General features: G+C 62.7%; 9 protein-coding genes. 6 read left to right on the top strand and 3 right to left on the bottom strand.

Annotated features, from left to right (window positions below; genetic code table 11):
* Nucleotides 1–2: 2 nt before the first annotated feature.
* The gene (locus FHU39_RS18535) at nucleotides 3–1,007 is read right to left on the bottom strand and encodes a type IV toxin-antitoxin system AbiEi family antitoxin (RefSeq protein WP_183322181.1); all 1,005 of its coding nucleotides are present in this window, start codon (nucleotides 1,005–1,007) and stop codon (nucleotides 3–5) included.
* 132 nt (nucleotides 1,008–1,139) lie between these two features.
* Between FHU39_RS18535 and FHU39_RS18530 the strand changes: the two genes are divergently transcribed.
* Nucleotides 1,140–1,637, top strand: a complete 498-nt coding sequence (locus tag FHU39_RS18530) for a hypothetical protein (protein ID WP_183322180.1) — start codon at nucleotides 1,140–1,142, stop codon at nucleotides 1,635–1,637.
* A gap of 81 nt (nucleotides 1,638–1,718) precedes the next feature.
* Here FHU39_RS18530 and FHU39_RS18525 read toward each other — a convergent pair whose 3' ends face one another.
* The gene (locus FHU39_RS18525) at nucleotides 1,719–2,243 is read right to left on the bottom strand and encodes a gamma carbonic anhydrase family protein (RefSeq protein WP_343065995.1); all 525 of its coding nucleotides are present in this window, start codon (nucleotides 2,241–2,243) and stop codon (nucleotides 1,719–1,721) included.
* 292 nt (nucleotides 2,244–2,535) lie between these two features.
* Between FHU39_RS18525 and FHU39_RS18520 the strand changes: the two genes are divergently transcribed.
* The 5 genes from FHU39_RS18520 (at nucleotide 2,536) to FHU39_RS18500 (ending at nucleotide 10,853) form a co-directional block, all read left to right on the top strand.
* A complete protein-coding gene (locus FHU39_RS18520) occupies nucleotides 2,536–4,005 on the top strand; it encodes an N-6 DNA methylase (RefSeq protein WP_183322179.1) in 1,470 nt (489 codons plus the stop codon).
* Nucleotides 4,002–5,150: a restriction endonuclease subunit S gene (locus tag FHU39_RS25080; protein WP_183322178.1), complete on the top strand. Its 1,149-nt coding sequence runs from the start codon at nucleotides 4,002–4,004 to the stop codon at nucleotides 5,148–5,150. Before FHU39_RS18520 ends, FHU39_RS25080 begins: the two co-directional genes overlap by 4 nt.
* Nucleotides 5,150–6,067 carry a restriction endonuclease gene (locus tag FHU39_RS18510; RefSeq protein WP_183322177.1) on the top strand — a complete coding sequence of 306 codons (918 nt, stop codon included), beginning with the start codon at nucleotides 5,150–5,152 and terminating at the stop codon, nucleotides 6,065–6,067. The genes FHU39_RS25080 and FHU39_RS18510 overlap by 1 nt, the downstream gene beginning before the upstream one ends.
* A 52-nt stretch (nucleotides 6,068–6,119) precedes the next feature.
* Complete coding sequence (locus FHU39_RS18505) at nucleotides 6,120–7,190, top strand: PDDEXK nuclease domain-containing protein (RefSeq protein WP_221185678.1); 1,071 nt, start codon at nucleotides 6,120–6,122, stop codon at nucleotides 7,188–7,190.
* A gap of 294 nt (nucleotides 7,191–7,484) precedes the next feature.
* Nucleotides 7,485–10,853, top strand: coding sequence for a DEAD/DEAH box helicase family protein (locus FHU39_RS18500; RefSeq protein ID WP_183322176.1), 3,369 nt, complete (start codon nucleotides 7,485–7,487; stop codon nucleotides 10,851–10,853).
* A gap of 1,559 nt (nucleotides 10,854–12,412) precedes the next feature.
* On the opposite strand, the gene FHU39_RS18495 is transcribed toward FHU39_RS18500, so the two are convergent.
* Nucleotides 12,413–14,287, bottom strand: coding sequence for a hypothetical protein (locus FHU39_RS18495; RefSeq protein ID WP_183322175.1), 1,875 nt, complete (start codon nucleotides 14,285–14,287; stop codon nucleotides 12,413–12,415).
* Nucleotides 14,288–14,290: the final 3 nt, after the last annotated feature.

Below are 14,290 nucleotides of genomic sequence, written 5' to 3'. Positions count from 1 at the left end.
CTTCAGTGCTGGACAGGTCGTAGCTCGTCATGGGTGTCCCACAAGAGGCGGGCGGCTTCTTCCTGGCGCGGGTCACCACTGGCGACGGCGTCAGCGTAGATCAGCAGAGGCGGTACCAGAGGCGCGTCGGGGACAGCGGTGGCTGGGTTCCAGAAGAGTTCTCGCACAATAGTGTTGGCACTCTCGCGGAGATTGAGATGCGCCTCTCGGACAATCTCTTTGACGCTGTCGGCGTAGATCAGGGTCTCGATCGAGTGCAGGCCAAGACCCAACGCCTCCAGTGCTACTTCACCACCGAGATAGGACCCCGCGGGCGGCCCGTTCTTCAGCCACCACTGCGGATCAGGACCACCGAAGGGACGCTGCTTGAGGTGTGGCAGCAGAGCGGTTGGATAAGCGGCTAGCCACCGCTGTGTCAGGTCCCGCGGGTCGCGAATGTACCGGCCTCCGGGTTCGCTGATCACATGGTTGTTTCTCCGCAGCGCCGCGAGTGTCTCTGAGACGGCGCCGGTGGAGACAGTCGCAGCGTCCGCGATGTCGGCGATCGTGTGCGCGACCAGGGCGGGGTTCACGAGCAAGGCGAAGATCACCTTCATGCCGGAAGGTCGGAACGAGGCTTGAGATGTAGCCCAGGCGCGGGCCTGGTTCGGGCGTCCTTCGACCCGCACGTAGAAACCTGGTTGGGTGATCCAGGCGTTCCCACCGGCGTCCAAGTACTGCACTCTCTGTTCCCGCAACCGTTGCCCGGTCGCTCGGCCCACATAGGGCAACCCCACGACGGTTTCCGGCACATCATCGGCAGAACGAGTCGAGTATGGCGAAGTGGGGCGCATCGCACGCTCGGCCGCGGCCGGGGAATCGAACGCCACTACCCGGAGTTCGCCACCCACTGGGGTGCGCACCCAAAGCTCATCGGACGTCACCAGTGGCTCGGTGTCCAACTCGCGCAACCGCTGCGCGAGCGCCGACCGGAGCCGATCGTCTCTCCATCCTGTTTCAGTAGCCATCGCAGATTCACTATACGTGAAACGTCCGCTTGAGTTGAGATGGTTCACTTAGTTCCAGCGTTTTGAGAGTTTTAGAAATAGTGTCTATAGTTCTAGTTATCTCTACTAGGTGGCATGTAGACGGAGGCTGTCGTGATCCTGGTGAACATCAAGCAGAGTGGTCGACGCGCTGTGACACCCGGCCAGATTCAGGATGCCGCTGCGGGGTCGTGGGTGGTGAGCGAAAAGTCGTTGCAAGACCACGGTGACGTCCTCGCCGCAGTGCGTCAAAACGAAGTCGTCGGGGCGTGGCCCATCGAGGGTCACACGCGCGATGATGCTGGCCGGGTGAGCTTTGTTCTCGGCCAACCCGGGCCTCGCGAGAAGCGGTTGGTTGGTTCACCCAGCCCGCAGCGGTGGGTCAAGGGCGCAGCCAACCCGGTCAAGGTTGTTCCCACCGCTGACGACTCCTCTGATGCGGGCGAGGTGCGGCAGGTACGTCTCCAGGGGTGGACATTGCGGGTGTACCCGGACAACAGCGTCCGACTCAACGCCCCCGCTGCAGGTGGGCGGCTCATGGTGGATTCTGTCCTTCCGGGCCCCGGCGGCGGCAGTCTCGGCGCGCGCCTGGTGGCTGCTTCGGTTGACTGAGTCGGCGATGCCACTCCCCGCTCTAACCGCACGACGTCAGCTACCCTGGCAGACGGACGACGAATGACTCCGCGATTGACGCTACCGCTCGGCGACCGTCGCCGCGGAGTGCACCGCGATCAGGTCGACATACGCGGACGCATTGCCCAGGAAGCCGGCGCGCTGCTCCGCGCTCAGCTCACGACGGACCTTCCCGGGCACCCCGGCAACCAGCGAACCCTCGGGGATCTGCGCACCCTCGGGCACCACAGTCCCCGCCGCAATGAGCGAATGCGCGCCGATCACAGCACCATTCAGCACCCTGGCACCCATACCGACCAGCGTCGCGTCACCAATCGTGCAGCCGTGCAGGGTCGCATTGTGCCCGACCGAGACGTTCTCCCCGATCCGCAGCGGGAAGTCCGGGTCCGCGTGCAAGACACAGTTGTCCTGGATATTGGACCGCGCACCCAGCTCGATGACCTCCAGGTCAGCGCGCAGCACCGCGCCATACCAAATGCCCACCTCAGGACCCAGACGCACCGAGCCGATGACGGTTGCACTCGGCGCGATCCACGCCGCTTCGTCGATCGACGGGATCCGGCCGGGTAGTTCGATCACAGTCACCCTGTGACGCTACCCCTGCAGTCCGGATCACGCCGACGGATTCGGCAGTAGCATGGTCAGTGCGGGTCCGGCGACGTCGGACCGAAGAGCCGACAGCAAGGATGAGAGTCGGTCACCCTGGAAGGCGTTACGCCACAAGAGCGGTTTCCTATTTAACGCGTCGGGCCCGCCTCAAGCGTTCGTGGCATCTGGGGTGTTTGTGAGAGCCTGCTGGGCTGCGTTGGACAGGCCGACGCGCAGGAGGATCTGCCATGTCGGCACCAGTCCGAGCCGCGAATACTAAGGTGCCCGTGTGATCACTGGGGACCTGAAGAGCAAAGTCGACCGCATCTGGGACGCGTTCTGGTCCGGCGGCATCAGCAACCCGCTCGAGGTCATCGAGCAGATCACCTACCTGGTCTTCCTGCGCCGCCTCGACGAGCTGCAGACGATCGCGGAGAAGAAGGCGCGCATCACGGGCGGCCCGGTGGAGGACCCGAAGTTCCTGCCCGGCCAGTCGCGTCTGCGGTGGAGCAACTTCAAGAACCTCGAACCCCAGGTGATGTTCAAGACGGTCCGCGACGAGGTCTTCCCCTTCCTGCAGAGGTATGGCGAGCAGGTCGGCGGCGACCAGTCGACGTACTCCGAGCACATGAAGGATGCTCGCTTCACCATCCCGACACCGGCGCTGCTCTCCAAGGTCGTCGACCTGCTGGACGAGATCCCGATGGAGCGCCGGGACACCAACGGCGATCTGTACGAATACATGCTGTCCAAGATCGCGAGCGCCGGGCAGAACGGCCAGTTCCGCACGCCGCGGCACATCATCCAGCTGATGGTCGACATGACGGCGCCGCAGCCGCTCGACGAGATCTGCGACCCGGCGTGCGGCACGGCCGGGTTCCTGGTCGCGGCGAGCGAGTACATCCGCGAGCATCACCCGGAAGCCCTCACCGACGCCACGCAACGGAAACACTTCCACCACAACATGTTCCACGGCTACGACTTCGACAACGTCATGCTGCGCATCGGGTCGATGAACATGTTGCTGCACGGCATCGAGGCGCCCGACATCCGCTACCGCGACTCTCTGTCCGAGGGAGCCAGCGAGGACACCGAGAAGTACACGCTGATCCTCGCCAATCCCCCGTTCGCCGGCTCGCTGGACTACGAGTCGACTTCGAAGGACCTGCAGCGGGTGGTCAAGACGAAGAAGACCGAGCTGCTCTTCCTCGCCCTCTTCCTCAAGCTGCTCAAGCCCGGCGGCCGCGCAGCGGTCATCGTGCCGGACGGAGTGCTCTTCGGGTCGTCGAAGGCACACAAGGAGCTGCGGCGGACTCTGGTCGAGGACCAGAAGCTCGATGCTGTCGTGAAGCTGCCCTCCGGGGTCTTCAAGCCGTATGCCGGAGTCTCCACCGCCATCCTCTTCTTCACCAAGACCAACTCCGGCGGAACCGATGACGTCTGGTTCTACGACGTCCGTGCTGACGGGTATTCCCTTGATGACAAACGGAATCCGATCGAAGCCAACGACCTCCTCGACGTACTGACTCGCTGGCAGAATCGTCCTGCCGAGCACGACCGCACCCGCGCCGATCAGTCCTTCCTCGTCCCCAAGGCCGACATCGTCGCCCAGGGCTACGACCTGTCGATCAACCGTTACAAAGAGATCGAGTATGACGAGGTCGAGCACCGCGCCCCGCTCGACATCATCGCCGACATCGAGCAACTCGACGAGGAGATCGCCAAGGGCCTGGCGGAGCTGCGGGCGATGCTGTCGTGAGGACCGCAGCACTCGCGGAGCTCTGCCAGATCAATGTGGGAAGGACACCGGCCCGAGCCAATCCATTGTTCTGGGGCACTGGCCACCGGTGGCTGTCTATTGCGGACATGAATCAGGGTCTGGCGATCTCAAAGACAAAGGAGCAGATCACTGACGCCGGCGCACGGCTCGGCAAGGTTGTCCCGCCCGGCACCGTGCTCCTCTCGTTCAAGCTCAGCATCGGCAAGGTCGGGATTGCCGAAGTGCCGCTCTATACAAACGAAGCGATCGCGGCCCTCCCCATCAAGAACGACCGCGTCTTGGACGCGAGATATCTCATGCGATCACTTCAAGCCATGGACCTGGCTGGCGGCTCCAACCGAGCGGCGATGGGTGCAACCCTCAACAAGAAATCGCTCGCGGCAGTTCAGATTTCTCTTCCAAGCTTGCCAGAGCAGCGCCGCATCGCCGCGATCCTCGATCGCACCGACGCCCTCCGCACCAAGCGCCGCCAAGTCCTCGCCCACCTCGACTCCCTGACCCAGTCGATCTTCCACAACACGTTCGGGCATGCCAGCGAATGGCCAACACAGCGCCTGGACTCACTCGTTGCCGATGGCGACCGAATAAACTACGGCGTCGTCCAACCCGGTGACGATACGCCGGGTGGCGTACCCCTAATACGAGTTTCCGACCTTGCCGCAGGAACGGTTAACAGGGCCAATCTGAAGCGGATCGCACCCGGCATAGAGAACTCATACGCGCGCTCTCGACTCCGCGGCAACGAGATCCTCGTCAGCAGCGTAGGCAGCATCGGAGTGATCGGGCTCGCGGGACCGGATGACGTCGGCAGCAATATCGCACGGGCGATAACCCGGGTGCCGATCAGCGACTCGACGCTACGGACATACATTGCGTGCTACCTACGCACAGCCACGCCACAGCGCTACTTCGTCTCCGAACTACGCACCGTCGCTCAACCGACGCTAAATGTTGGGCAGCTGGCGGCGACCAGTGTCCCCGTTCCACCGCGAGACTTACAAGCACGGTTCGGGGATCGGCTTCGTGAGGTGCAAGCAGCTGCAGCACTCGTCGCTCACGCCTCCCAGAGGGACGACGAACTCTTCGCCTCCCTCCAGTCCCGCGCCTTCCGAGGAGAGCTGTGATGCCGGTACCCACCTGGGAGCAGTACATGCTGCCATCGCTGCAGTACCTATCCGACGGCGAAATTCACCGCACACGCGAAATCGTCGTCGCTGCTGGCGACATACTCGGCCTGACCGATGAGGAGCGACGCATCGTCATACCCTCGGGCCAGGAACATTGGGTCAACAGGGGCAACTGGGCGCTGTCCTACCTTGCCCGAGCCGGGGCGACGGAGCGTCCGTCGCGTGGTCGTCATCAGATCACCGACGTCGGTCGGAAGTTGCTGGCAGAGCACCCGGATGGCATCACGGAGCGAGATCTTCGTGCGCTGTCCGGCATCGCGAACGCTCCCAACACCTTCAAAGCATTCCCAACCGCCACGGAGACCACCGCCTCGACCGAGGGCGTGGTCGACACGGCCCTCGATCCGGAGGAGCAGATCGCCTCGGGCGTCGCGCGCATCCACGCCGACGTTGCGGACCAACTTCTCACCCGCATCCTGGCCCAGGAGCCCGTCTTCTTCGAGCAAGCCGTCCTCGACCTGCTGATGGCCATGGGCTACGGCGGCGCCGACGGATCCGCAACGCGCACACAACTTTCGGGTGATGGCGGCATCGACGGCATCATCGACCAGGACGCGCTTGGGTTGAGCCGCATCTACGTGCAGGCCAAGAGGTACGCGCCCGACAACCAGGTGGGGCGACCCGCCATACAAGGGTTCGCGGGTGCACTGGCCGGCAACCAAGCTCACCAAGGCGTCTTCATCACGACGAGCCGCTTCAGCCGCGAGGCGACCGCGTTCGCCGAGCAGGTGCCGACCCGCATCGTACTGATCGACGGCGACCGCCTCACCCGGCTGATGATCCGCTACGGCGTCGGCGTCCAGGTGAAGCAGACGATCCAGCTCGTGGAGATCGACGAGGACTTCTTCGAGTGACGGTGCGCCGACGGCGCGGAGGAATGTCGGTGCAGGGTGGCAACCTTGCAACATGGGTGAGGGGAAATCTAGTCAACGGCGGGGTCTGAGCCGCACGAACCGAGCCGAACCGGCCATGGCGCTCGATCTGGTCGAGCGTGTCTCCGCCCTGATCGACGAAGCGCGGGAGTCGATCGCGTCATACGCCAACGCGACGCTCACAATGACGTACTGGCAGGTCGGCACGATGATCGAGTCGGAGATCCTGGGCGGCGAGAGAGCAGATTACGGATCCGAGATTCTTTCGACACTGTCGAAAGAATTGACCGAACGCTTCGGCCGAGGTTTCGCGTTGCCCAACTTGAGCCGGATGCGCAAGTTCTCGCGCCAGTTCCCCGATCCGGCGATTGTTGCGACGCTGTCGAAACGATTGAGCTGGTCACACTTCGTAGTCCTCCTACCACTCAGATCAGACTCCGCTCGCAACTTCTATGCTGACCACGCCGCCGCTGACCGGCTCACAGTGAGGGAGCTCCAACGCGCGATTGGCCGCAAGGCATACGAGCGGCGCGAGATCGCCGACTCGCAGGTTGGGCCGGGGTCGATGGTTCCGGCCGACACGTTCAGCGACCCGTACCTCCTCGACTTCCTCGGGCTCCACAACGGTTACCTGGAAGCTGACCTCGAAGCGGCGATCTTGCGGGACTTGGAGGCGTTCCTGCTCGAGGTGGGGTCTGGCTTCACCTTCGTCGAGCGTCAGAAGCGCATGGTCATCGACGGCGATGACTTCCATCTTGACCTGCTGCTCTACCATCGGCGACTACAGCGGCTCGTGGCAGTTGAGCTGAAGTTGGGCAAGTTCGACGTACGCCACGAGGGCCAGATGAGGCTCTACCTGAAGTGGCTGGATCGCTACGAGCGTCAGAAGGGCGAGGAGGCACCCGTCGGGCTGATCCTGTGCACCGAAGCCAGCCGTGAGCAGGTCGAACTCCTGGAGATGCACAAGGACGGCATCGTTGTCGCCGAATACTGGACCGACCTGCCGCCGAAGCAGGAGCTCGAGGCCCGACTGCGGGTCATGCTCCGCAACGCACGGGAGCGGCTTGCGCGACGTCGGCTGCCCGGGTCGACAGACGGCGAATGATCTCCAGGGTTGACACCACCGACCAACAATGGTCGCCGCGATGTGCGCACCGATGAGTTCGACGTAGGTAGACACGTTGACGAGCGGCGCGTTGCTCGTCCGTCGTCGTCCACCGCGGGGAGCCCCTGGCCCCGGTATTTCGGCCATGCTCACGCGCCGGGCAAAGCGCGGAACGGACGCTCGACCAGACCCAGTCTGCTGAGCTCGACCTTCGTCAACTTCGTGCAACGCTGCGGCTTCCTCTCGCTCGACCCGGTAGGTTCGAGGACGTCAGCATCGGAAGGGGGCCGGATCATGAGCAATTTCGATTTCATCAAGACCAGCCTGCCGACCGTGCACGCCGACTGCGTGCGGGCGGAGTCCTACCTGTCGAGCGACCATGCCGCCGCGTGCTTCTACAGCCGCCGGGCCGTCGAGCAGCTTGTCGGGCACTTGTATGACGTGCTCGGCCTCCCTGTCCCTTACCGCGACGACCTCGCCGCGCGGATCAACGACTCGGGCTTCAAGGCGAAGGTCGGGGTCCGGATCACGCAGAAGCTCAACCTGATTCGCAAGGTCGGCAACACCGCGGCGCACGAGGGCAAGCCGATCGCGCCCGCAGTCGCGCTGCAGGTGCTGCGGGAGCTGTTCCATGTCGTCGTGTTTGCGGCATACAGCTATTCGACCGACCCGCAGGGTGTCCCGACCGGCAAACAGTTCGACCCGTCACTCGCAGCCAAGCTGGCGCCACTGTCGCGTGACGAGCTTGTCAAGCTCGCCGCGAAGTTCAAAGCACAGGATGAAGCCCACGCGAAGGCACTGGCCGAGCGCGACGACCTGGCGGCTGCGAAGGACGCCGAGATCGCCGAGCTCAAGCAACAGATCGCCGCGGCACAGGCGACCAACACCGCGCCGGATGACCACGACTACAGCGAGGCCGAGACCCGTCGGCTGATCATCGATGTGCTGCTGGCAGAGGCGGGTTGGCCACTGGATCAGGAGCGTGACCGGGAGTACCCGGTGACGGGCATGCCTAACGGCGGCGGAGACGGGTTCGTCGACTACGTGCTGTGGGGCGCGGACGGGCTGCCTCTCGCGGTCGTCGAGGCCAAGCGGACCACCAAGAGCCCACAAGTCGGGCAACAGCAGGCCACGTTGTATGCCGACTGCCTCGAGGCCGAATTCGGCCGCCGCCCAGTGATTTTCTACAGCAACGGCTACCAGCACTGGATCTGGGACGACGCCGCGTTCCCCGGCTCGGGGTACCCACCGCGGGAGATCCAGGGTTTCTACACCCGCGACGAGCTGGAGCTGATGATCCAGCGCCGGCAGACCCGGCTGCCGCTGGCCGGAGCACCGGTCGACGCGAGCATCGTCGAGCGCTACTACCAGACCCGCGCGATCAAGGCCATCGACGCAGCCTTCGACAAGCGGGAGCGGGAAGCGTTGCTGGTCATGGCAACCGGGGCCGGCAAGACCCGCACGGTGATCGCGCTCGTCGACCAGTTGATGAAGGCCGGCTGGGTCAAACGCGTGCTGTTCCTGGCCGACCGGACAGCGCTGGTGAAGCAGGCGGTCAACGCGTTCAAGACGCACCTGCCGAGCGTCACCACCGTCAACCTGGTCACCGAGCGGAATGCCGACGGCCGGGTCTACGCCTCGACATACCCGACGATCTTGAACCTCATCAACGAAATTGACGACGGCAGCCGCCGCTTCGGGCCCGGCTATTTCGACCTGATCATCATCGACGAGGCGCACCGGTCGGTGTATCAGAAGTACGGCGCGATCTTCGACTGGTTCGACGCCTACCTGGTCGGGCTGACCGCGACGCCGAAGGACGAGGTCGACCACAACACCTACCGGCTCTTCCACCTGGAGGACGGCGTCCCGACCGACGCCTACGGCCTGGACGAGGCGGTGGCCGACGGCTTCCTGGTGCCGCCGTTCGGGGTCTCGGTCGGCACCAAGTTCTTACGGCAGGGCATCCGGTATGACGACCTGACCGACGCGGAGAAGGACGAGTGGGACGCGCTCGACTGGGGTGAGGACGGCCCGCCGGCCGCGGTCGATCCCGAAGAGCTCAACCGGTTCCTCTTCAACGAGGACACCGTGGACAGGGTGATCTCCACGCTGATGACGGAGGGTTACAAGGTGGCCGGCGGCGACCGGCTCGGCAAGACGATCATTTTCGCCAAGAGCCAGGCGCATGCCGAGTTCATCGCGGAGCGCTTCAATGTCGCCTACCCGGAGTATGGCGGGCAGTTCGCCCGGGTCATCACCCACCAGATCACCTACGCACAGAGCCTGATCGACGACTTCTCGCAGGCCGACAAGGCGCCGCACATCGCGATCAGTGTGGACATGCTCGACACCGGCATCGACGTGCCCGAAGTCGTGAACCTGGTCTTCTTCAAGCTGGTGCGGTCCAAGTCGAAGTTCTGGCAGATGATCGGTCGCGGGACGCGGTTGTGCCCGGGCATTTTCGGGCCGGGCGAGGACAAGAAGGACTTCTTCGTCTTTGACTTCTGCGGCAACCTGGACTACTTCAGCCAGGACCTGCCTGGGTCGGAGGGTTCGCTCCAGAAGTCGCTCACCCAAAGGCTTTTCGAGTCGCGGCTCGGTTTGGTGGTGGCGCTGGATCACGCGTCTGCGTCGTCGGACCTGCGGCGGACGACGGCCGACTGGCTGCAGGAGTTCGTCGCGGGGATGAACCTGGACAACGTGCTGGTGCGGGCGCAGCGGCAGCAGGTGGAGAAGTGGTCGTCGCGGGCCCGGTGGGACGCGGTGTCGAACGACGATGCGGCTGAAATCCTGTCGCACCTGGCCGGATTGCCGTCGACCGTGCGGGACCCGGACGAGGAGGCGAAGCGCTTCGACCTGCTGGTGCTGCGCCGTCAGCTGGCGCAGCTGGAGGGCGATGCCGTTGCCGCAGAACGGATCCGGGAGACCGTGCAGGCGATCGCGGCGGCGCTGCTGCCGAAGAAGACGATCCCGTCGGTCGCGGCTCAGTTGGAGTTGCTCGACGAAGTCGCCGGGGACGAGTGGTGGGTCGACGTCACCTTGCCGATGCTCGAGGTGATGCGGCTGCGGTTGCGCGGACTGGTGCGGTTCGTCGAGAAGACCCGGCAGAACCCGGTCTACACCGACTTCGAGGACACGCTCGACGACGCATCGATCGTGGAGTTGCCGCAGGCGACGGGCGGGATGAACTGGGAGCGCTTCCGCGCGAAGGCCCAGGCGTATCTGAAGGCACACGAGGACCACGTCGCCCTGCAACGACTGCGGCGCAACAAGCAGCTGACGGCCGAGGACCTGGACTCGCTGGCGAAGATGCTGGTGGAGGCCGGCGGCGATCAACCGGTCGATCTGGAGTGGGTCACCGAACGGGCCGGCGAACTCGGCCCATTCATCCGCTCCCTCGTCGGCCTCGACCGCAGCGCCGCCAACGAGGCCTTCGCCGCGTTCCTGGACGACACGAGGTTTTCCGTGGACCAGATCCGCTTCGTGTCACTGATCGTGGACGAGCTCACCGCCAACGGGATCATGGAACCTGCGCGCCTTTACGAGTCGCCATACACCGACCACGGCACCGTCGACTTCATCTTCCCGAGTGATTACGAAGGCATCGTCGAGATCCTGCGGGACGTGAACGCGCACGCGTCGCCAGGTGGCGCAGCGTGACAGCCGACGACAGAGCGCGCCACGTGCTGCAAGCCGATTTTGTCTCCTCCGGCCCAGAGGAGACAAAGACCCCCAAATGCGTGTGTCAACTGCAGACAGACAGCTCGATGGGCAATCGTGAAACTCACGGGTCATAGGCGAACGAATCCTCAGCTATCCTGAGTTACTCGCTCGGATAAAGCCCTGCAATCCATGTTCCCTGTCAGGTCGCAGAACACGGATTCCTTGACGATCAACAATCGCGCACAAAAATGGATCTGTCGAAACGACCTTCGCGTTCATCACCGAGGGCACTTGAGGGCTTGGCTTCCCGTGCATGATTATATCTTCCCAAGTCCGAGGACTCTCCCGGCGCAAGGACGCAATACCCGTAGCGATAGCGCCGTGCATCGCGGCACGAGCCCGACCCGCATCCTTTTCCCCTACCTTGGACCAAATCTCTTCGCATGAGCACTCGAACTGGTGCGTTGCAGCCATAAAACGGCCCCAAGACGTTTCATTATCGACGAACTGTCCTTGGAGAAGCGGGTAGGCTACCTGCTCGGCCTCGAACTGCCTGAGCAAAATGGCGTCAACACCATCCCTATTCGACACCGTGTCGGCGTCCTGCCATAGGGCCCGACTTCGGTCCGCCAGCCGCTCGCTCCTGCTGTAAACCTCCCGCGGTGCCAACATCGCGAGTAGGTCGTTAATGACAGCGACATCGTCGTCAGACCAGTCATATGTTCTCATCGCGATCCTCCCGTGACCGTAGCGATAAGTCGGGGATCCAGCGGCTAGGACAAAGGCATACCTCGGACTGACCGGGACCAAAACCGTACCCGGACCGTACCCAGGAAGCCAGAGCATCCCTAGGTCGTTCGTGGTCCATTCTGTAGCCGCTCCCGCTCTAGCAATCGACCACCGAGAGCGGGTCATGACTCTGTCGATGAGGCTGCCAGTGAGACCGTACCGAAAGATCCGTGCATCGTCCGTGTCGTCCACCTTTAGGTCGAACGTCTCGTGCAGAGTCAATTTTGGATGGCGTGCGAGTAGGTGTCCAACGTATGGACTTGCTGTCAGAACGAACCAAGCGGTCGGAGCCCACCCACAATTCGACGTGGCCGCGACGCCCGCCAGCAAGTCGTCAATTCTCCACTCGGCACTCTGCCATAAACCGTCCAAGTCGACCCCACCAACTCCAGGGTGACCATAGACGTGGTGCGCCCGCGGGTCGATGCCAGCCCGCTCCGCGCGCAGCCTGAGCGTCAAGTCAACGCCTCGACGTGCCACGAACACGTGGCGCGATCGGCGAGGTCCGGATGTATCCGCCGAGAAGGTTCCGATTAGGGAGGCCGGAAAGTAGTGCTGGGCCCCACGGTCCGCTGTCACATCACTATTCTATGCGCTCGATCCCGGGACGCACATTGATATACGTATTAGGTGGCGGCGACTCGGATTCGGTTCTTCTAAGGCCCAAGGGATGCCCCATTTGCCGTCCGCTTTCGTCAGGGTTTAATTTCTCGGACTTCACAATGGAGGATTTCTCGCCCCACTACAAGCCCTTGCCATGATCGAGGTCACATTTCTTGGCGCAGGTCGCTTCTATCCACCATCACTCCGGTCATCGGCACAAGGTGGTACTCCTCTGTCCACCGAGCATCTTGCGAAACCACCGGCTTCGGGACATCACGCAAAGAGGTGGAAACTGGGAGCGGGTAGCCCAGAGAGTGAAAGCTGTCGGCACTACTGTGGATTTGCTTCAGAATGCGTGCGGGAATACCCGGAGCTTCAACCTGAAGTGCAAGGTGTTGCGTGTAGTCGTGAAGCACCCAACGCAAGGTTCGATCTGGATCTCTGACAGCGAGAATTCTCGTTTGATCGAGCATTGGTTCCCGAGGTTTGCCGTCTATATCCTGGCGAGTCCGCCTCCAAGCCTCGCGCCAGCGGACGAAGGTCTCGTGCCAAGGCACTTCGCGTCGGTCATTCTGCAACTCACTGAGGCGGCGCGTATAAGCATTCCGACGCCGTAACCCATCCTCACATGCTAGCGAAAGAGCGGTCCGCGGGTATTTCGAGAGGATGTCCTGTGCAGCTAGTCGGTCACACAGGTGAGAGACCAGACGATTGACGCCGCGAACTGCTGCCTCCGCCTCCGCACGACTCGGGATGTACGCCGCGTGGACGACGCGGTGCCTCAGCGCGGCGACTTCCTGGGCCCAGACACCGATCGCGTTGCGCCGAGTCATGTCCCAAGGCCCGCCGAGACGACTTGGGAGTTCGGAGCGAACTCGGGCGTCCAAGCCCCGCATCCACTCGCGCGCGGCGTGTTCTGGTGACTTCGCCTCTTCCCACATCAGATGCAAGATTAACTCATCAAGCAGCGATTCGGCAGATATTCCGAGCAAGAGCGCTCCCATGCGCATATCCCCATATCGATCAATGGCAACCATCGCCTCTCGATGTAAATCCAGGTGCGCCGAGAAGACCCCGTTATCGAGTCGATGTCGAGTGTCGCTAAGGGAGACCATCATATCCGTGGAAATGGTCTGTGGCGCTACGATTGATCCAATCACCCCTCGCGTGACCATCAGGTTCACTTCCGGTGCCACGGTGGGATCACCGATTTGAGATGCTCGACGAAGAATCACTGGCACAAAGAGTGGCAACCGTTCAATCGAACTGATTATTGTCGGCTCACGTTGAAACGCAACTGTTGCGCGCTGTATGGATCGCAGATCTGTAATCGCGACAGCGATCGCGTTTCGCAGTCGACGCTCGACCAACAGCGGATCGATGACGGCATCCGGTGGAAAGAAGCGCCAAGACCATCTCGCCACTTGGTCCGGATAGACTTCATCGGCCTCGAGTGGCTCAGCAGTATTCTCGCGAGCACCTCCGAAGGTGAACGGTCCCGCCGAACCGAGAGTGCCTCCTGCAATCCGTAAGCCAACCCCACACTCGGCGATTGTGACTGCCCCTAGCCCTGCAGATCGCAAATGATCCAATGCGATATGTCGCACCATCTGCTCGCTCAGGGCCTCGGCCTTTTCTTCTGTCGTCAGATGCGGTCCAGAGACGACCCTCGCGACATTCATCGCGGCTTCGAGGCCATCACGGATCGCTGCGTCACTAAACGTCTGATGAAATTGGATAGAGCTGGAAAGCGCGTACTTGTCTGACCAATCGGTGTGCGACGCGTCATTCCCCAAAATCTCGCTGCACGGGTATGCATAGTCGCCCCCAGCACTGTCTTGAAACCAGAGATGGTTGAGCCACGGCTGGAGAAGGTCGATCTCTATGTTATCCAGAGGGACGAAGGTGGGGATGATTGTGCCATCTTCAAGTCCGATGGGATCCGGCAGCGGCAACAGAAATGTCGCGATTAGTTCGTCAGGCTGAATTATCCGCCATCTAGTTCTTCTCTCTTGGATCTGCTCGTCGCCATCGTCCACAAT

Origin of the sequence: Flexivirga oryzae, assembly GCF_014190805.1 — a bacterium.
GTDB classification, from domain to species: Bacteria; Actinomycetota; Actinomycetes; order Actinomycetales; family Dermatophilaceae; genus Flexivirga; species Flexivirga oryzae.
Note: the sequence above shows the minus strand (reverse complement) of the source record. Positions and strands in the feature narration are given on the sequence as shown.